The sequence below is a fragment of the Runella sp. SP2 genome, from assembly GCF_003711225.1.
In the GTDB taxonomy this organism is placed as follows: Bacteria; Bacteroidota; Bacteroidia; order Cytophagales; family Spirosomataceae; genus Runella.
Genome location: NZ_CP031030.1, coordinates 3,552,180 through 3,574,045, shown reverse-complemented (window position 1 = coordinate 3,574,045; position 21,866 = coordinate 3,552,180). Strand labels below are relative to the sequence as shown.

Below are 21,866 nucleotides of genomic sequence, written 5' to 3'. Positions count from 1 at the left end.
ATCATTCAAATTTAGTACACGTTAATCTTTGTAAATTATGAAGAAGTTGAGTCGCTTCTGCATCGTTTTCTTGAGCCTCTGTTTATTGAATTGCTCAAAGAACACTATCTCTGAAAGTACCCTCTCTACTGCCGAAGATTTAGACCTTAGTTTCAAGGCTTTATCCCAAGATATGCTCTTTGCAGGTTTTGCGGTAACGGTCGTTAAAAAGGATAAAATCTTGTTTCAGAGTGCGTATGGCCAGGCCGATATGGCTAAAAACGTTCCTTACACCAATCAAACTTTACAACCTATTGGTTCTATTAGCAAAACTTTTGTCGGTGTTGTTTTGATGAAAGCCATTGAACAAGGACATTTTACACTCGAAACGCCTATCAACGATATTTTACCTTTCAAAATTACTAATCCGAATGTCCCCAACAGTATTATTCGAATAAAACACCTCGCTACGCATACATCAGGCATTGTCGATGATGAGAATGTCTATCTAAACAATTACAGCATTTTAGCAGGTGAAAATACCAGTAGACCTATTGCCCAACGTATGATAAAAGAATTGAAGGTAGGCCAGAATGGTAATGTTTGGTCATTGCCCGACTTCCTGAAAGCCTACTTCACTGTGGGCGGACAATTTTACCAAAAAACCAATTTTTTATCCGCAGATGCTGGTACTACTTATAGTTATTCCAATATTGGAGCTGCTTTAGCTGCGTATTTAATAGAAGTAAAAACAGGAAAATCGTATGCTGATTATTGCACTGAAAACATTTTCAAGCCTTTGGGTATGAACCAAACTACCTTTACTATTACGCCCGATAGTCGTTCCAAAATGGCTATGCTCTATTTTGAACGTAATAACCCGTTCCCTTTTTATAAAATGGCCACCTATCCTGATGGCGGATTGATTACTTCCAATGAAGACTTGAGTAAATATTTTGTTGAAATGATGAAAGGACTTTCGGGAGAATCAACCTTCTTAAAAAAAGAAAGTTTTGATGTGTTGTTTAAAAAACAATTTGAAGTTGGAAAAATGCCAGCCCAATTTGATGGAAAAGAAGATAATTCGGGTATATTTTGGTTTTATTTTAAAAACGGACGCTTAGGGCACACAGGCGGTGATTTTGGGGTGACGACAATCATGGCGTTTTACCCCGATACCAAAACAGGTTTTATTTTTTTGACTAATACAGAAACTGAATTGATAGACAATGCTGACCCTATTAAAAAACAGTTGAATGTAATTACAAGTAATATCAAAGAGTTTGAAAGTCATAATTGAGTAGTTGAAAGCTTGTTGTCCTACTTATTAAGGACACTTGGGAATATCAATGGTTAGTAAATAAAAAATCAATAAATTGCAGTTAAAACCACTAACACAGTTAATAAAAGTATGAAATTTAATATATCTGACTATCCAAGTTCGTATTTATCTGTCGCTTTTGAAAAGGGAGAGAGATTAATTACTGAAAAAGGCGTATTGATATTTTGTGACGGTGAATATTCATTTGAGAACAAAGTTGAGATTGAGAGTTATCAAAATTGGGTTGCTAAATTATTCGGAAAAAGTATTTCTTATAATATTTATACCGCCAATGAAGCATTAAAAATGGCCTTATCGCCAAAAGACAGTTCAGAGATTTTTAAAATTGACGTTTTCGAAGATAATCCTGTGCTTTTTGAGCCAAATTTACACTTTGCAAGAACCATAAATTTAGAGGTTAAATTAGAGAAAAAAGATTGGAAAAGTACTCTAAATGATGGGCTAAAGTTGAAAACTTTTGGAAGTGGAACCGTATTTTTAAAAGGATATGGAAAAATTATATTACAAGAAATAGAATCAGAGAAACCTGTGTACATTGATGAGGATGCTCTGATTGCATTTGAGGAAAGACTTGAAGTTAAGACCATATCAAAAGGCGTGAAAGAACTGCTTACGAGTGGAGAAGGGTTCATTTATTCTGTAAAAGGGAAAGGTAAAATATGGTTACAAACAAGGCAAAAAGGTGAAGATTCAAGTAGTGGTGGATTAATAGACGGAATATTTAGCTTTTTAAAATAAACGTGTTTTGCCCCAGCCTTGGTAAAAAAGCCCAGAAATCACCCCCAAATTCCCCTTCGCTTTGCTCCGTTAGACTATAATCCCCACGTGAACTACCTTCCCGAAAGTTCTGAAACTTTCGGGAAGATGTAAAAAAACGCGGTGACCTACTGAGAGGCCACCGCGTGGAGCATATAAGAGAATAGGCTATTTATGCTAAATCAAAACGGTCGAGGTTCATCACCTTCGTCCAAGCGGCTACGAAATCGTGCGCAAATTTCTCGTGCGCATCTTCACAAGCATACACTTCGGCGATGGCACGAAGCTCCGAGTTTGAACCAAAAATAAGGTCAACTCGCGTCGCTGTCCATTTTGGCTCGCCCGTAGCGCGGTCGCTGCCTACAAATACGTTTTGCGCATCCGACGTTGCTCTCCAAGTCGTTCCGAAATCAATCAAATTAACGAAGAAATCGTTGGTAAGTGTCTCAGGACGGTCAGTGAATACGCCGTGCTTCGATTTGCCAGTATTGGCATTGAGTACGCGCAAACCACCCACCAACGCCGTCATTTCTGGCGCTGTCAAAGTCAATAATTGCGCTTTGTCAACGAGCATTTCTTCGGCTGAAACGGTGTACTGACCTTTCGAGAAGTTGCGGAAACCGTCAGCGATTGGTTCCAATACATCAAACGACTCAACGTCGGTTTGCTCTTGTGAGGCATCGCCACGACCTGGTGTAAACGGTACTGTAATGTCAAGCCCTGCGTTTTTAGCTGCTTGCTCAATACCCGCACTTCCACCCAACACGATAAGGTCGGCGATCGAGACTTGCTTGCTCGATTGCGTGCTGTTGAAAGACGCTTGGATACCTTCTAACACTTCCAATACTTTCGCCAATTGTGCAGGATCGTTGGCAGCCCAATCCTTTTGAGGAGCCAAACGAACGCGGGCACCGTTGGCACCACCACGTTTATCGGAGCCACGGAAGGTCGAAGCCGAAGCCCAAGCCGTAGAAACAAGTTCAGAAACTGACAAGCCTGATGCTAAAATTGCAGCTTTGAGTGAAGCAATGTCTTGGTCGTCAATTAGTTCGTGCGTAACAGCAGGGATAGGGTCTTGCCAAATTAATACTTCTGCTGGCACTTCTGGGCCAAGGTAGCGAGCACGTGGCCCCATGTCGCGGTGCGTCAATTTGAACCAAGCACGCGCAAACGCGTCAGCAAATTCATCAGGATTTTCGTAGAAACGACGAGAGATTTTTTCGTATGCAGGGTCAAAACGCAATGCTAAATCGGTCGTAAACATGATAGGCGCGTGGCGTTTCGATGGGTCGTGGGCGTCTGGTACGCTATCGGCACCCATGCCGTGCTTAGGCTTCCACTGGTGAGCGCCCGCGGGGCTTTTTGTCAATTCCCACTCGTATCCAAAAAGATTCCAGAAATAATTGTTGCTCCACTTGGTTGGCGTTGAAGTCCATGCGCCTTCCAAACCACTTGTAATGGTATATTGAGCGTTACCTGTTTCGTATGAGTTAAGCCATCCCATGCTTTGTGCGGTAATGTCAGCACCTGCTGGTTCAGCTCCTACGTATTGGCCTGGGTCAGCGGCACCGTGCGCTTTTCCGAAGGTGTGACCACCCGCAATCAACGCAACGGTTTCTTCGTCGTTCATGGCCATCCGTCCAAACGTTACGCGAATATCGTGCGCCGCAGCAAGCGGGTCTGGATTACCATCAGGGCCTTCTGGGTTAACGTAAATCAACCCCATTTGTACGGCTGCCAACGGATTTTCCAAGTTGCGCTCACCTGAGTAGCGGCTATGAGGGTTGTTGCTTAACGCCAACCACTCTTTTTCTGCTCCCCAATATACGTCCTCTTCGGGTTCCCAAATATCCTCGCGACCACCACCAAAACCGAACGTTTTGAAGCCCATTGATTCGAGGGCGCAGTTACCTGCCAAAATCATCAAATCGGCCCAAGAGAGTTTTTTACCGTATTTCTTTTTGATTGGCCAAAGCAACAAACGCGCTTTGTCGAGGTTGCCGTTGTCAGGCCAGCTGTTGAGTGGTGCAAAACGTTGCGTTCCTGTACCTGCTCCACCACGGCCATCAGCTGTGCGGTACGTACCTGCGCTGTGCCACGCCATACGGATAAAGAATGGCCCGTAGTGACCATAGTCGGCTGGCCACCAATCTTGTGAGGTGGTCATCAATTCGAAAAGGTCGTTTTTAACCGCTTGTAAATCGAGTGATTTGAACTCTTCGGCGTAGTTAAAGCCTTTGTCCATTGGGTTCGACAACGTAGAGTGCTGACGAAGAATGTTCAATTTCAACATGTTAGGCCACCAGTCGCGGTTGGTCATACCCTTGCCGCCTACGCCTTTTGTTGTTAGTACTGCCCCAGAAAATGGGCATTTGCTTTCGCCATTACCATTGTGATGTACTGAATCCATCTGCTTGAGGTTGTGGTTTGAAGTGGTTTGTTGTTTCTGATTTTTTACCAAAAGTAGAGCTAATTGTGCTATCTATCAAATTGATATTTTCTATATTTGTATAAATACTGTCTATAATGAACTTACAACAATTAGAATACATCATCGCCGTTGATACCTATCGCCATTTTGTAACGGCGGCCGAAAAATGTTTTGTTACGCAGGCGACCTTGAGTATGATGATTAAAAAATTGGAAGACGAGCTTGGCGTCAAAGTTTTTGACCGAAGCCGACAACCCGTTGTTCCGACCGAAATTGGGAAAAAACTGATTGAACAAGCCAAAGTCATCTTGAAAGAAACGGCTCGTATTCGCGAACTCGTCGAATCGGATACGCAACACATGCAAGGAACGCTAAAAATCGGGATTATCCCGACGCTTTCTCCGTACTTGATTCCGCTTTTTTTGCCTTCTTTCTTGCAGAAATATCCTGAGATAAAATTACAAATTCACGAGTTAACAACCAATGAGATTATTCGACAATTGAAACAAAATCAGTTGGATGCGGGATTGTTGGCCATTCCTTTACAAGATACGGACATTACGGTTCAGCACTTGTTTTACGAGGAGTTTGTGGTATATACGGCCAAAACAGATCAGTTGCTGACCAAAAAGTATTTGTTGCCCAAAGACATTGACCTCAAACGTCTTTGGCTTTTGGACGAAGGGCATTGTTTGCGTAATCAAGTGATTAATTTGTGTGAATTGAAAGTGCAAGAGCGCCATTTTCGTCAGGTTGATTTGTCTTCGGCGAGTATCGAGACGATTAAAAAGATTGTTGAAATCAACGAGGGCATCACGGTTTTACCTGCATTGGCGGTCAATGATTTGAGCGAACAAGAAAAAAATAACATTCGCCATTTTCAATTGCCCGCGCCAGTGCGGGAGATAGGCATTGCGAGTTTTCGGTATTTTGTCAAAGAAAAGTTGATTGAAGCCCTCAAAACCGAAATCTTGGCCCACATTCCTGAACAAATGAAGACCAGCAACCAAAAACAAGTCATTGATACGGGGTTGGTGTAGGTTGGTTTTGGGTCACCACATAGAAAACATAGAATTTTTCACAATAGAAAACATAGCTAATGTTGCCTATGTGTAAATCCTATGTTTTCTATGTGTTTAAAATAAATGCAGCGATAGAGCCTCAAACCGAAAACCCACAAATCGCTAAATAACGGGGATTTATCAACAAAACTCCCTGAAACGCCCCTCCAATCGTCCAGTTTTCTCATTTTCTTATTACTTTGTGGAGTGAATTGGGTGTTCTGCCCGTATTGACCACAAACAAACTAAATATCCTAATGAGAAAACTGTTACCGCTCCTAATCCTGGCGCTTGTATGTCATCTTGGGTGGGCGCAAATCCCGTCTCCCAAAGAGCATTTTGGCTTCAACATTGGCGACGATTACATGCTTGCCAACTACACCCAAACCGAGGCTTATTTTAAAAAATTGGCCACTTCTGACCGTGTTAAATTAGTAAACATTGGTAAAACAGAGGAAGGCCGTGACCAACCTATGTTGATTGTGACGTCGCCCGAAAACCATAAAAAATTGGCGCGTTTTCAAGAAATTTCGACCAAAATGGCGCGCGCTGAGGGACTTACGGATGCCCAGGCGCGTGAGCTTGCCAATGAAGGTAAGGCCATTGTGTGGATTGACGGAGGGATTCACTCCAACGAAACGGTGGCTTGGATGCAGCTCATCGAAACGGCTTATCAGTTGGTTTCGCGTAAAGATGCAGAAGTTAGTCGTATTCTTGATAATGTGGTAATTTTGATGACCCACATCAACCCCGACGGTCAGGAATTGGTTGCCAATTGGTATATGCGTAACGCAACGCCTGAGAAACGTTCGTTGGGACAATTGCCGCGCTTGTATCAAAAATACGCGGGTCACGACAACAACCGCGATTTCTTCATGTTGCAGTTGAAAGAGACACAAAACGTAGGTCGCCAATTGTTTGTTGACTGGATTCCGCAAATTATGTACAACCACCACCAACGTGGGCCTGCGGGGTCGGTATTGGCGGGGCCTCCGTACCGCGATCCGTTCAACTACGTATTTCACCCCTTGATGGTGACAGGAATTGATGCCTTAGGCGCGGCGATGATTAATCGCTTGATTGCGGAAGAAAAACCTGGTTTTACGCGTTTGGGCGGGTCGGTTTTCTCAACTTGGTACAACGGAGGCTTGCGTACAACGACGCACTTCCACAACCAAATTGGTTTGTTGACCGAAATCATCGGTGGGCCTACACCCGAAACAGTGCCGTTGGTGCCTAACCGTTTGATTCCGAACGGAAATACACCTTTCCCCGTAACACCTCAAAAATGGTACTTCAAGCAGTCAATTGACTACTCGGTATCGTGTAATTATGCTGTGTTGGACTACGCCGCTCGTCACCACGACGAATTGTTGTATAATATATATGTAATGGGTAAAAACTCCATTGAGCGTGGTAGCAAAGATTATTGGACGCTTTCACCCAAAAAATCGGAAGCCATTGTAGAAGCCCAGAAAAATGATAAAACCGAAAAACCAGCGGCTCCTGAAGCACCCGATCCATTCGGAATGCGTGGTGGAATCCCTGCCAAGTACTACGATCAAGTGTTGAAAGACCCTAAAACACGCGATGCACGTGGCTATATCATTCCTGTGACTCAGTCAGACTTCGCAACAGCGACGAAGTTTGTGAATGCGTTGATTCGTACGGGTATTCAAGTACACAAAGCTACGGCCGATTTTACGGTAGAAGGCAAAACTTACCCAGCAGGTTCGTTCGTAGTAAAAACAGCGCAATCATTCCGTCCGCACGTGTTGGATATGTTTGAACCGCAAGATCACCCGAACGACTTCCCTTATCCAGGTGGTCCTCCAACGCGTCCTTACGATGCCGCAGGTTGGACGTTGGCTTACCAAATGGGGGTGAAATTTGACCGTATCTTAAACGGTTTTGATGGGCCTTTCCAAGCCATTCCATACGGAGAGCTTCAGTCAGTAACGGGCAAAGTGGATGCAGCTGCCCCAGCTGGTTATACGTTGAGCAGCCAAGCCAACAACGTTTACATTGCCGTGAATGATTTATTGAGTGCTGGTATTCCAGTATTTCGTTTGCCGCAAGGGGCAGGAAGCGCGGAAGCAGGTGCTTTTTATGTTCCAGCTTCGTCAAAAGTAAAACCATTGTTGGAAAAAGCAGCCAAAGAATTGGGTGTTGATGCCGTGGGAGTAGCCAAAAAACCTACAGGGACGTTGGTGAAAGTAGCTCCTTCGCGGATTGCTTTGTGGGATACTTACGGTGGTTCGATGCCTTCAGGTTGGGTACGTTTGTTGATGGAACAATACCGTTTCCCAATGCAAGTAATTTATTCTCAAGAAATAGACGCGGGCGAATTGCGTAAGAAATTCGACGTCATTGTGTTTGTTACGCGCGCTATTCCTGCGCCACCAAGTGCAGGTCGTGAAAATGACCCTTACGCCGCTTTTGCGGGAGGTGAGCCTAAAGCGGATGATATTCCAGCCGAATATCGTGCGTCGTTGGGACGTATTACGGTCGATAAGTCGATTCCACAATTGAAGAAATTTATGGAAGAAGGTGGAAAAATTGTAACCATCGGTACCAGTGCCAACTTGGCGTATCACTTAGGAGTACCAGTGCGTAATGCCCTTACCGAAATGACGAATGCGGGGGTAGAGCGCCCGTTACCTGCCGAAAAATATTACATTCCAGGAAGTTTGTTGCGCGTAACGCTTGATTCGACGCAGGCCGCTACGTGGGGAATGGCCAACCAAGCCGACGTGTATTTTGACTCAAGCCCTGTGTTTAAACTAGCCCCTGCGGCGGTTGCCAAAGGCGAAGTAAAACCGTTGATTTGGTTTAGTGCCGACAAGCCACTCCGCTCAGGATGGGCGTGGGGACAAAGCTACCTACGCGATGGGGTAGCCGCTTTTGAAGCACCCATTGGCGCTGGAAAACTCACCGTTTTTGGTCCAGAAATTACCTTCCGTGCGCAATCACAAGGAACGTTTAAGTTGCTGTTTAACCAACTTTATACGACCAACTAACGTTTAGCTAGCTTCGTTCAAAACGCCAAGTTACTTCGGTAGCTTGGCGTTTTTTGTGAAAAAATCACAGGAAATATCCAAAAAGTAAAAATTTTTCAACGGTAGAAGCGTTGGCGAATGTACTTTTTTTTCTATCTTGCTCGCAAGTCTTAAATGCTTAAACCTCAACGTTAACGATTATGAAAAAAAGAAAATCCATCTTCTTACTTCACCGCTGCCAATAGCACTTTAAAGCGGTTTTTTCTCCTTTTTTCTGTCCATTTAGTACGTTTCTAGAACGTATTGTTTGGTCGTATCTGTTTATTTAACAATTAATACTCAACGCTTTATGTCTTACAGTAACTCGCAAAAGAATTTGCCACGGGCAATTAGTTTACTTCCTCCCGTTGAATTTGCTACCCAAGGGCTCGATAATGAAGAAAGTGGGGCAAAAACCTACGTTTTGCCAATTCACGGGCAAGGGGTATTCCTGTTTTCAGTCATTGAACCGTCTAACGTGGAAGGAGAAACTGTATCCATTTCATTCTGGGATACTTTTTACAAAGATGGCCTTCGCTTTACCTTTGGCGTTGGTACGCTAGAGTTGTCGCGTATTTCGGAAGAGACCCCTTTAGCAGCCGTCAATACGGGCTTTGTTCAGAACAAAAATGCGTTTTACTGGATAAGTCTTGATGCACACCAACGCGCCATTAAGTTTGGGGTGGGTGAAGCGCGGTTAGAAACAATGTCGTTTCAATACGTTTTAGAAGGAAAAACGACCGACGAAAACCATGAATTAGTGCGCTTTTTGGAAAAACTCACCACAGTGAAAGTACCTTCAGTTGATTCTTTTAAACCTCTCAAATTGCTGCGCGACCCCATTGTGCAGTCGTCACCTTTGAGGGTAAAAAATACGGAAGAATTGACCATGGGAGACATTGCCAACAATTCGTTTTTGCCTAAATCAAACCTTTCGCCCATTGCCCAAAAACTGTACGATAACGTAGCTGGTAAGCGCTTTGTGCTTGATGATGAGTCGTTTCCGCAGTTTTCGCAAGCCATTGAGTACAGTATTGCCAATCCAAACGGTTGGTGCAATGCCACACTTATCAAAAAAAGCGGCGAGTTTGGTGAAAAGAACCTTAATAAAACCTATTTGCGCATTACCTTGGGAGTCAACAGTGGCGAGTCGCCTGGTGTACCTTACGTGATGGAAATTTGGCCCCCAGGGCATTATTCTCCCATTCACAACCACGCGGGAGCCAATGCCATCATTCGGGTGTTGCACGGGGCGATTTCGGTCAAACTTTTTCCATTTTTAGGGACTGACGATGAAGAAAGCGTCGCAGGTTTTGCGGTGGCTACGTTTTCCAAAGATGATATTACGTGGATTAGTCCCGAAATGAACCAAATCCACCAGCTCAAAAACCTTGATGGCAACGTCGAAACCTGCATTACGATTCAGTGCTACATGTACGATGCGGAGGATCAAACGCACTACGATTATTTCGACTACCTTGGAACAAAGGGGAATACCGAACATTACGAGCCCGATTCGGACGCTGATTTTGTTTGGTTCAAAGCCCAGATGAAAAGCGAATGGGAAGCCCATTTGAAGGAACAAGAAGAACAATTTCTCAAAAGTAATTTATAACCAAAAACCCGTCTCAACCGTATGAATTCTCAACGATTTACGAACACCTTGGCCATAGCAGCCGTGGGTGGATTAATGATGCTCGCCTGTAAGACTGGCTCAGAGAAAACTACTTCTTCGGCTTCCGAAGCACTCGTTATCACGAGTTCAGCCGCGGGAAATTTCCCGAGCTATTGCCCCATTTTTCCCGTTCCAGCTGGCACCAAAGACACCTTTTCGCTCAGTCAGGCGTATCCTGACACGTTTGATGTGAACGCAGCGGAACCTTGGATGGAGGTGGATTTTCGAACCGATTACCAAAAGTACATGAAAACCGTTCTATCGTATGCGATGGAAGGCAATTTGGAGGTGGACTTTAACGTACAAAAAAATGCCGTTCGCCAGTGGTACAGCGCGCCTTGGATGCACGACGACGGCAAGCGGCCTGCCGAAAAAGGCCAAAACTCAGGTCGGGAGTGTTTGCACGGACTCACGCGCGAAATCACCATTCCTGTCGGCACTTTGGCGGCGGCTCAAACCGTGCCTTATCAGACTTACGCCATTGCTTTTTATAATCAACCTGGAGGATATACCATTGGAAAGGTGTGGAAAAATCCAGACAAACCAGCGGTTAAACAAAGTACATTTCCTGAAGGAACAGTGGCTTTTAAGTTACTTTTTACCGAAGCAGATACCACGCAAGTGCCTTATTTGGCTAATTCTAAAAAGTGGAAGGCCAATATCTTTTATCCGTACAATGCCTACGCCGAGCGTGTCAACAAAGATGTACGTTTGTTGCAGCTCGACATCGCCATCAAAGACGAACGCGCTACCGAAACTTCGGGCTGGGTCTATGGGACATTCATTTACGATGCGTCACAGTCGGGCTCTTCGTGGGTGGACCGAATGGTACCCGTGGGACTCATGTGGGGTGATGATTCGGGCGATTCGACAATGTTGAATATTTCCAATAAATATAATCCATCGCTCAAGCAAACGGTTATCAACCAGAGCTTGCTAACTGTGCCACCTGCGGGTTCTAATAAGGCGTACGTGACGCACCTCGGGATGGGCGGGCGCATGAACGGCCCCGTGGACAACCCGATTTCTTCGTGTATTTCGTGCCACGCGCGGGCAGCCATCAGCGATGAAGGTGTACCTGCGAGCATTGCCAATTTTGGGGCTAAAAAATACACGTACCAAGATTTTCAGACCTACTTTAGTACCATTCCATGTGGGGTGACGACGATTACTCAGAAAGATTCAAAAGGCAATGAAACAACCTTTACAACGGGCGATTATTCGTTTCAGTTGGTCAATGGTATCCGTAATTTTATGGCCCTTTTACCACCACCTGCGGCCAAGCAAGGGATGCTTCGAGCGGCGAAACGCAAACCGATTCCAATGGTAAGCCGCGATGGTAGCGTCGATTTGGATTAGGCATTGGTAGTAGCCCCCTCCAAAGGCCTTGGAGGGGGCTATTTTTTGAATTCAAGTCTAAACGTTGTCCCCTCGTTGAGTTTGCTCGTGACCACAATGTTGCCGCCATTGGCTTCCACCAATTCCTTCACCAGTACCAAACCGAGTCCTGTTCCTTTTTCACGATTTGTTCCAACCTGAGAAGTTTGTTTACTCAATTGGAATAAACTCTTTACCTTCTCTGGCGACATTCCGATGCCTGAGTCTTTTACTTCAATAAAGATAGCATTTTTTGTTAAAGTATAATTTAGTAGTACATCATTTCCAGGAAAGCTAAACTTTAGAGAATTATGAAGTAGATTCCTAATGATGATAATAAAATGGTTCTTGTCAACAGAAAGTTGGTTTTCTAAAGTTGTTAAATTTTTTATATTAATATTTTTGTTTTTAAATGATTGAGCTAAAATTCTTGCCTCATCTTCAATGATAGAGTGAATGGAAATTAGTTCTTTCTTGGGAAAAAAACCGCCAAGTTGCGAGACCGACCAGTGCAAAACATTTTCCAGCATATCATACACCATACCAAGCTGAGAAGTAAGGCTTTGCGCTGATTCTTTAAATTCTTCTTGGCTCAATTCACCCCAATTGACCAACATCAAGTAATTTTTTAGTCCAATGATAGGTGAGCGTAAGTCGTGGGAAAGAATAGCAAAAAGTTTGTCTTTGGTAGAATTGATTCCTTGAAGTTCTTTCTTTCTGGATTGTTCTTTGCGGTAAAAGTGGTAAATAGAGCCACTTAGCACCAATATTAACAAAGCGACGGCGACTGCTAAATAGGTAAAAAGCTGTTGTTTTTCTACTTCTTTTTGTTTGATCGCCACATCACGTTCAGCTTCAGCTTGAATAACTTTTTTACCTGTATCGTCCGTAAGTCGTTGGATTACTTGCTCATTTTCGATGGCATGAAATTTTTTATGGCATTCGAGGGCAAGTGCGTACTGTTTTTGTTTTTCGTATATTTCTGATAAAAGTTCAAAAGCCATGCCTTTTGCGGGTAGATTAAACCCAACTGTATCGCGAAGCGATGCTACTTCATTGGCATACTTGATGGCTAAGTTGGGGCGGTCGTTTTTGAAATAGATGGAGGCGACAATTAGTTTTTCGTCTAAATCAAGGTTCGTTGCTGAGATTTTGTCCACTAAAGCCATTGTTTTGGCGTGATACAGCGCTTGTTCTTTTTTTTTATCGGGGTGATTTCTCAGGGCATCTACCAAACTGTTATAGGCAGTAATCTTGGTAAAAGGGTCGGCGTTGGTTCGTTCCATTAGTTTAACAAGTCGTCGATTCACAGCGACTTGTTCATTCCACCTTTTGTCGTTTTCGAGGTTTTGTGAAAGAGAAATGAAAGGGCCATCTACGGGATCAGGGGCTTTTTCGAGGTATTCAATCGCCGTGTACATAACTTTATACATTTCGGGGCGATTGTTTTGGTGGTGATGAATGATTCCCATGGCGTAATAAACCCAGCCAATAAACAGGTTATTTTGGGCATTTTCGGCTTCTACCAACGCTTTTTGCAACCACTGAAAGGCCGTTGACTCATCGACTTTGCCGTACAGATAGGTAAGTGCGGTGTAATGAACAGCTTTAAAGCGGTTTGCTTTGTCGTTGTGCTTTTTTGCCAATTGGTAACCCTCCTTGTAAAGTGGTAGCAACTCATCGGCTCTATCGGTATATTTTGTCGGCTTTTCGGAAAACAAAATCCGCAGTTTCGCGGTGTCTGAGTTTGCTTGTTTGAAGGCGGCTGCGAGTTCATCAAAGCTCGGTGAGGTTTGGGATAAAATGTCGAATCTGACACAGAGAAAGAGGATAAATAAAAGTCCAGTTTTTTTCATGAACGCTTTGGTGGATAGTAACCAACAAATATAATACAAGGCCACCACTTCTTTAAAAGACATTCGGTATTTCATTGAAAGGGTAAAAGATAGTAGGGGACTTGGGGTCGTTTTTTTGTTTTTATTGGTTTGATAAACAGGTATTTATGTATTTATTTGTACGCAATTTTTTTCCATAAATAAATACAGATCAATAGCATAAATCGCTACGCTAAGTAGAATAATGAAATAAGAAAAATAAGGGTTAACCCTTATATCTTTTGGTTTTTTTTTGCTATTTATTTGTAGCTTCAAATTTAATGCAAAACAATTATGAAGCTCGTTTACCAAATCTTCCTAACTCATCAAGTCTTTAGACCTGCCTTGGGCGTGGTCTATACGCCTCCCTGGTCTTATACAGAACTGGATAACTCACTAATAACGCCTATTCAGGAGAAAATTTAATCTTACTATTTCCTACGTATGAAAAATTTTATTTACGCGCTATTCCTAGCAGCGTGCTGCTACGTTATTGACCTTAAAGCCCAAAGTGAGGGGCAACAAAAACTTACTAAATCATTTACTTTTTCAGGTTCAGTACACACTATTGTAAATGGTGTGTATGAATTGAATGGGGTAAATAGACTTGGCCAGCCTCGCTATACGCATACCTCAGGCGATTATGAGGTGAACTACGACGGCAAAGGAACGTGGTGGTTAAATACCGATAAAAATTTGTCGGGAGGGCCGAAATACTACCGTGCTCCAGGCAATGAGCAAGGCCCGCCGAGCACAGGTTGGGTGGACAATGAAGGCCATTCGACGCAGGTACATTTTGCGGCAAGCCCTCAGAATGTGGCTTACGAAGCCGCCCTCCTTGCCGAAAAAAGTGCCCGCAAGGCAGTTGTAACGTACGCTCCAAGAGAAGGTTCTGATGACATAGATCCCAATCAGGTAATCAAGGTAGCACACGTTCCTGCCACGCAGGTTTTAAACAGGGATATGCCTGCCGCCGCAAAGCAGCTGAAAGCGGCCAGAGCAGCAAATACCACGTTTTACATTTATAATCTACGCATAGGCTGGTATCGGATCAATGACGACGGTGGGGGCTGTAACTTTTCGGGTGAAAACCCTGACCCTCGCTACAAGGTAAGAACTAGCAATGGTTTATCGTTTTCGCAGACTGTTAATGTCGGTGATGACAAACCCTGCGGATGGCAACGGATGGTTGGTGATGGCAGATATATGCAATCAGGCAACTTTTCAACGACCTCGGCCGCTTCCCCTTTTAAGTTTGACATGAACATAGATGCTTGGGAAGAAGATGCCTGTGGTGGTGACAATGACTACAACGACGATTGCCTCACCAACGATGATGATCACCCAGCTTCTACTTCCACTACGGTGACGATTGACCCCTCTAAAATGAATTTGGGGTATAATTATTTGGATATTGAATGGTCAGGCAGCGGTGCACGTTACGGTTTGAGTTTAGAATGGGAACTGTTGGCAGCACCCAAAATTGTGACACTTTATTCGGATGCTAACCTTTCGGGACGGACGCAACACATTGGCGAGGGCGATTATAACTTCGCCTCATTGGCTACTGGAGTTGGTAACGACAACGTTAGCTCTATGGAAATTGCTCCAGGTTATAAGGCACTCCTCTATAACAATAGCGATTTTGGAGGCTACCCGATTGACTTTAGAGGTACTGTGAACTTTGTAGGAGGCCCCAACGACCGTGCTTCTTCAATCCGAATTGTACCTGACGATAATTTGCCAGGAAATAATAAAACCTTGCTTATCTACTACAACGGCTCGGGGAAATCCCTAGAGTTTCAGTTGCAACGCTTTGCTACAAAAGTGAATGCCGACCAGATGGTTTTCATTAAGGGAGTAGGAGGAGATAATACGGATAATACTTCCTACAACCAAGACAACCTGAGGTACCAAGAGGGAGAAGAGGTAAATCGGTATGAGGGCTTTGATGCTTTCAATCCGTTTCCTACTACCTTTTACTCCCGTGCGAAAGTGTTTAAAAATGACAATTTCGGGGGCGGTATGTATCGTTATTTCTTTGGGGTTGACATGGACTACGATGGTAGCGTAACGGCTGGTTACGAAGATGAAGATTCCTACACGGCGGCTGCCAACGTGATGCGCGTGCTTCGGCGCTACAACCTGAAAGGTTACGATCGTATTGTGATTTCAGGCCATAGCCGTGGGTCTGCCGTAGGTATTTCTTCCTTTTTATACGGAATAAAAAAAGCGCTAGAAAATGATTCCCAATTTGCGGAATTTAATGGCGTACTCAACACGGTGTTAGGCAGCGCGGCTACCATCAACGTAGTTGCCTTGGACCCAGTAGCAGGAGCCGATACCCCTGGTTTGCGAAATAATTACCACATGGGTGATACTTGGAGAGCCAGAGAAATTTATCAGTGGTTAAAGGGACGTTTTTCTAATATCAATTTTTCCGAACTTTATGCCAATGGTGGTCGAATGTTGGAAGCGGATGAATTATTGGGGATAGGTAGTCTTTTGCCAGGTCAAACTTTTGACCCATCTCCCAACTACTTGCACGTTGAGCCAAGCAATGGGGTACAACGTTACTGGCTCGGTTATCGCCACAGCTCAATGGTCAATAAAGAAGAAAAATGGTCGGGGCTCTATGATGCCGCAGGAATTCCACGCCCTTGGTTGCATACCGCAGATATGCTCAATTCGGCTTTTTATGACCAGTCTTTGTTCCGTAATCATACGCATTGGTACAATGTTTTTCGCAACAGCGACCAATTAGCGTGGTTGAAAGCCTTAGAATTGTATGGTTGTACCGATTCGCCTAGTGCTCAAGCGGGTATAGATCCTCTTGCAGAACCAGACGCTGATTTGGAATTTAAACATTACCATGGTACGCGCCACAAAACCTTTAATAACTCGGATCAGTCGCCCGTCAACATGGATGATTTTGTGGGCAACAATAACATTAAGTTTCATTGTTCTGACGAGTCGCAGCTTCCAACCGCAGAGGAAACCCATACGTCTAGCAACTCCCACACCGATAGCGACGGATGGACCCACTACTGTAGTTGTAATGGAAAACGTTTGTTATCGTTGAAATTAGGTGGTACGGGTGCCAGCGTTCCAGACAACGCCGTGTCGTTGAAAGAATCGTCAAGCAACTATTTTGTCAACAAAGGGCAAGGGTTTATTACGAATCCGAACGGTGCCGTCATTATGTCACGTAGCTGGAATGTAAACCCAACTACACAGCCCAGTGGTAACGTAGGCGTGCGGTATTACTTCCGACAACGCGATTATGATAACATAAATACGCATTTAACTATTTTGAAAAACCTGCCTGCGTTGACGGGACTTAACCGATTGTTTTTTTACCACGCAACAAGCGGGGCGGCTCATGCGCGGGTAGCGGACATTCCAACAGCTAGTATTTTGCAAAATGGTTCGCCAGCTTCAACCAGCAGTTGGGTGCTTGGAAATACCTTACGTGGTGATTATTACGCAGAGTACCAAGCTACCTCCTTATTGGGAGGAAGTGGAGGTGGTGAAAAATGTGCCACTCCAGCCATGGTGACAATAACCGAAAATTCGGGTACTGCCAACGACGGTACGATTTGTGAAGGTACTAGCGCTATCTTAACCGCCTCTGGAGGAACGGCGTATTCGTGGAGTACAGGCCAAAATTCAGCAGTTATCAATGTTGCCGTAGGGGGTACATATACCGTGACAGTGTCAAATGATCAGGGTTGTTCGGCTGAAGCGTCAGCCACGATTACCGTTACCCCTGCTTCGGTGGGCGGTACAATCACGGGCGCACAGTCAGTTTGTACAGGTACAAATTCAACAACGCTAACGTTGTCAAATCAGGTAGGGACGGTTCAAAAATGGCAGTCTTCGTTGACTTCTGATTTTGCTAGTCCAACAGACATTACCAATACAACGACTAGCCTAACCGCAACCAATTTAACCCAAACGACCTATTATCGGGCGGTAGTACAAAGCGGTATGTGTGCAGCCGCATTTTCTGCCACTGCTACCGTAACGGTCAACCCAGTCACGGTAGGAGGTACTGTTTCAGGCTCGGCTACGGTATGTACGGGTACGAATTCGACCACATTGACCTTGGCAGATAAAGTGGGTGATGTTCAAAAATGGCAGTCGTCGTTGACCGCTGATTTTGCGAATCCTACGGACATTAGCAATACAACGACTAGCTTAACCGCAAGCAACTTAACGCAAACGACCTATTATCGGGCAGTGGTAAAAAGTGGGGCATGTGAAGCCGCGTTTTCTTCGACGGCAACCGTGACTGTTGACCCTGCCAACGTAGGTGGTAGCCTTGCGGGCTCGGCCACGGTTTGTTCGGGGACAAATTCGACGGCATTAACGCTATCAAACCAGGTAGGAACTATTCAAAAATGGCAGTCGTCGCTGACCTCTGATTTTGCGAGTCCTGTTGATATTACCAACACAACAACCAGCTTTACCGCGACTAACTTAACGCAAACGACTTATTATCGGGTAGTGGTAAAAAGTGGTGTATGTGACGCCACTAATTCTGCTACCGCGACCGTGACGGTGAATCCTGTTTCGGTGGGTGGCACTATTGCGGGTGCAGCCGTTTGTTCAGGAACAAACTCGACGACATTGAGTTTGACGGACAAAGTGGGTGACGTTCAAAAATGGCAGTCGTCGTTGACTTCTGATTTTGCCACGCCTATTGACATTGCCAATACAACGACGAGCTTAACCGTAACTAACTTAACGCAAACGACTTACTATCGGGCGGTGGTAAAAAGTGGGGTATGTGATGCCGTTAATTCGGCTACGGCTACCGTAGCGGTAAGCCCCGTGACGGTAGGTGGTAGCCTTGCAGGTTCGGCCACGGTATGTTCAGGGACAAACTCGACTACATTAACGTTGTCAGGGAAAGTAGGGGATGTTCAAAAATGGCAGTCGTCATTAACGGCTGATTTTGCGAGTGTCGTTGACATTGCCAACACGACGACGAGTCTAACGGCGAGCAACTTAACGCAAACGACTTATTATCGTGCAGTAGTGAAAAGTGGCGTATGTGAAGCCGCGTTTTCTTCAACTGCAACCGTAACGGTGAATCCTGTTTCGGTAGGTGGAAGTATTGCAGGTTCGGCTACGGTTTGTTCAGGAACGAACACAACGACATTGACCTTGTCAGACAAAGTAGGGGACGTTCAGAAATGGCAATCTTCATTGACGGCTGATTTTGCTAATCCTACTGATATTGTGAATACAACAACAAGCTTCGTCGCGACAAACCTAACGCAAACGACTTATTACCGAGCAGTGGTAAAAAGTGGCGTATGTGATGCCGTTAACTCGGCAACGGCAACTGTAACGGTGAATCCTGTTACGGTAGGTGGTAGCATTGGTGGTTCGGCTACCGTTTGTACAGGTACGAACTCAACAACCCTAACGTTGTCAGGTAAAGTAGGTGATGTTCAAAAATGGCAGTCGTCACTGACCGCTGATTTCGCTAATCCTACTGACATTACCAATACAACGACCAGCTTAACCGCGAGCAACTTAACGCAAACGACCTATTACCGAGCAATCGTGAAAAGTGGCGTATGTGAAGCCGCGTTTTCTTCGACGGCCACTGTGACGGTTGACCCTGTCAACGTGGGCGGGAGCATTGCAGGTTCAACTACAGTTTGTGCAGTGACGAACTCAACGGCATTGACCTTGTCAGGTAAAGTAGGCGATGTTCAAAAATGGCAGTCGTCATTGACTGCTGACTTTGCGAGTCCTGTTGATATTGCCAACACGACAACCAGTTTCACGGCTACGAATCTAAACCAAACGACCTATTATCGGGCAATGGTCAAAAGTGGCGTATGCGAAGCGGTGTTTTCTTCGGTGGCAACGGTAACGGTGGATCCCGTTTCGGTAGGAGGTAGCATTGCAGGTTCTACGGCCGTTTGTACGGGTAGCAACAGCACGGTATTGACATTGTCAGGCCAAGTGGGAACAATTCAAAAATGGCAATCGTCTTCAAACGCCGACTTCAACGGTGTGATTGATATTGTGAATACAACTAATCAGTTGACTGCAAATAATTTAACCCAAACGACCTATTACCGTGCAGTAATCAAAAGCGGTGTATGTTCGCAGGCAAATTCGGCCACGGCAGTAGTCCTGATTCATGTCAAACCAACAGTCACTTTATCAACCCTTCAACAAACCTTAAATGAAGGGAATAACCGTGAACTTTGTGATACAGACGCAAATCCTGTTAATAGTTTACAGTTTAGTGTTACGGGTGCGTGTGTTACTGGTTTGCCTGTTTGGCGCAGTCAAGTTGGAAATGGTGCATGGAGCGAATGGTCACCCAATGCCCCAGTTTCCCAATTGTCCAATAACCAACCCCACCGTTACCAAGCTGCTTGCGACGCTAGTTGTCTAATGACGTACACCAGTCCAATCGAAGTGAAAATCAACTACCGCGCTTCCATTCCACAGAATGTGTCGTTGGTGGCTGATGGGACAACGGTGAACGTTGGAGAAACCAAAGAAGTTTGTAACATCGAAGGCAATGCCCTTGTGTTCAACGCGACTTGTGCCGCAGGAGAAATGCTTCTTTATTCGGTGGACGGCGGAGACTACAGCAGTATTCTTCCCGTACAACAAGTAGATGGTCAGTACCACAATTACCGCGTACGTTGCCGCAAATCAGACGGAACCGCGTCGTGTGTAGAGAGCGAGTCGGGTGTCATACGCTTGCGAATTACGAATTTATCACAAGTTCCTGTGGCAAGTTTGAACGTAACCAATGGTTGTGGCACGGCAGTAGCTTTCAGTGGAACAACAAACTGTGGCAATTTGACGACAGTTTGGTACAATGCTGCGACCGATGCAGTGATATCAACTTTACCAAGTCAAACACCAAGTGAAACGACGTCGTATTATGCGCGTTGCCAAGCTGCAGGTGGCTGTTTGAGTGAAAAAAGTAACGTGGTGACGTTTACGATTGTACCTGTCAATGTAGCGCCTGTGGTCAACGTAAGCTCGGAACTTGTATGTACGGGAACAGAGGTGACAGTTTCGACGACCTGTCCAGTGGGTACAACCGCATTGTGGAATACGGGCGTAACCGAGAGTAGCTTTAAAGTGTCATTTATAAATGTGACTAAACAAGGTTATTCGGTACGTTGTGTGTCGCCAAATGGTTGCCAAAGTGCGGTGAGTTCGGTAAAAGAGGTGAGTTGGAAGTCATTTGAGCTGACGTTGATAAATATCGGTGAGAGTAAATCAGCGGTAAAAGCCAACGACCGCGCGGCGTGGGCGAGTCAGTTCATTACCAGAGACGGCGGCCCTGAGTTGGAGCAAAGCACGCAGCAAAATCCGACTTTGTATTACGTCGAAAATGCGAATAAAATGGCACCTCGTTATTGGACGATCAACGTAGAAACTTGTGGATTAGGGTCTAACGGATCGATGACGTTTGACATGTTGGCGACACCAGAGACAGGCTTAGTCCGCTCATTTAACACGCACGAGAACAATGCGCCTTACTTCATGTACGCCAACCGCGAAGGCTGGACGGAATTGTACGGTCAGAATCACCCTGCGTATGGTTTTTACCAAGACAATGGTGCAGGTGCTAACGTATATGATGCAGGGTTACCGAAAGGTTTGTACAAATTGGGTATTCGTTATTGGGATATGAAAGGCTGGGGCAGCATTTATCCCTCGACGCGTAAACCGCAAGGCAACGTGTTGGCTTATCAAGAATACTGGTTCAGAATCCAGTCGAAAGATGGCATTGGTGTGGGCGCTGCGAGAGTTTCGGGTTTACCGTTTACTGTTGAGGGTGGGCAGCATTCTGCTTTAGAGTTTGCCACAGTTCTACCCAACCCCGTCACCAACGTGCTTCGCTTGAGAGTGCAAGAAAGTAAAGGTCAAGTAGTGCAAACTTCGTTGACTGATGCTACAGGCCGTGAGGTGTTGCGTCGTCAATTTGTGCCCGAAACGAACACGCATCAAGAAGAGTTTGGGGTAAGTGAGTTGCCGACGGGTATGTACTTCTTGCAGGTAAAATCAGAACTTACCCAAAGCACTCTAAAAATTATTAAGCTTTAAATAAGATTAGCTTCAGACAATTTTAGAGTTATTTATTCACAAAAAGGCACCGATAGACTTCGGTGCCTTTTTGTGTTATTGGGTTTGGAAGGCTGAGACGTTCGTTCATTTCAATACTGGCTAGATATTTAGTGTACGATTAGAAGGGTTTAGTGTACGAAAAAAGGTAGTTCATGGATTGCGGCTTTTTCTTCTTGTATATCTGCTCTTAATAGACATATATTTGTTGG

The 21,866-nt window shown here is 44.8% G+C and carries 9 protein-coding genes; 7 read left to right on the top strand and 2 right to left on the bottom strand.

What is annotated here, in order from left to right; genetic code table 11:
* Positions 1-37 precede the first annotated feature (37 nt).
* Positions 38-1,279, top strand: a complete 1,242-nt coding sequence (locus DTQ70_RS14410; protein WP_122931459.1) for a serine hydrolase — start codon at positions 38-40, stop codon at positions 1,277-1,279.
* A 111-nt stretch (positions 1,280-1,390) separates the two neighbouring features.
* Positions 1,391-2,059 (top strand): AIM24 family protein, encoded by a 669-nt coding sequence (locus DTQ70_RS14405; RefSeq protein ID WP_122931458.1) that lies wholly within the window; start codon positions 1,391-1,393, stop codon positions 2,057-2,059.
* Between the two features lie 190 nt (positions 2,060-2,249).
* Here DTQ70_RS14405 and katG read toward each other — a convergent pair whose 3' ends face one another.
* Entirely contained in the window at positions 2,250-4,487 is a 2,238-nt protein-coding gene (gene katG / locus DTQ70_RS14400; RefSeq protein ID WP_122934407.1) for a catalase/peroxidase HPI, read from the bottom strand.
* A gap of 116 nt (positions 4,488-4,603) precedes the next feature.
* Here katG and DTQ70_RS14395 point away from each other — a divergent pair, with 116 nt between their 5' ends.
* The 4 genes from DTQ70_RS14395 (at position 4,604) to DTQ70_RS14380 (ending at position 11,641) form a co-directional block, all read left to right on the top strand.
* Complete coding sequence (locus tag DTQ70_RS14395; RefSeq protein ID WP_122931457.1) at positions 4,604-5,548, top strand: hydrogen peroxide-inducible genes activator; 945 nt, start codon at positions 4,604-4,606, stop codon at positions 5,546-5,548.
* 278 nt (positions 5,549-5,826) lie between these two features.
* Positions 5,827-8,589, top strand: a complete 2,763-nt coding sequence (locus tag DTQ70_RS14390) for a M14 metallopeptidase family protein (protein WP_122931456.1) — start codon at positions 5,827-5,829, stop codon at positions 8,587-8,589.
* Positions 8,590-8,917: 328 nt separating this feature from the next.
* On the top strand, positions 8,918-10,222 hold the full coding sequence (locus DTQ70_RS14385) for a cysteine dioxygenase family protein (protein WP_122931455.1): 1,305 nt from the start codon (positions 8,918-8,920) through the stop codon (positions 10,220-10,222).
* A 21-nt stretch (positions 10,223-10,243) separates the two neighbouring features.
* Positions 10,244-11,641, top strand: a complete 1,398-nt coding sequence (locus DTQ70_RS14380) for a hypothetical protein (RefSeq protein WP_122931454.1) — start codon at positions 10,244-10,246, stop codon at positions 11,639-11,641.
* 38 nt (positions 11,642-11,679) lie between these two features.
* Here the strand turns inward: DTQ70_RS14380 and DTQ70_RS14375 are convergent, their stop codons facing one another.
* On the bottom strand, positions 11,680-13,515 hold the full coding sequence (locus DTQ70_RS14375) for a sensor histidine kinase KdpD (RefSeq protein ID WP_164490037.1): 1,836 nt from the start codon (positions 13,513-13,515) through the stop codon (positions 11,680-11,682).
* Between the two features lie 462 nt (positions 13,516-13,977).
* Here DTQ70_RS14375 and DTQ70_RS14370 point away from each other — a divergent pair, with 462 nt between their 5' ends.
* Positions 13,978-21,636, top strand: coding sequence for a T9SS type A sorting domain-containing protein (locus DTQ70_RS14370; protein ID WP_122931452.1), 7,659 nt, complete (start codon positions 13,978-13,980; stop codon positions 21,634-21,636).
* The last annotated feature ends 230 nt before the right edge of the window (positions 21,637-21,866 follow it).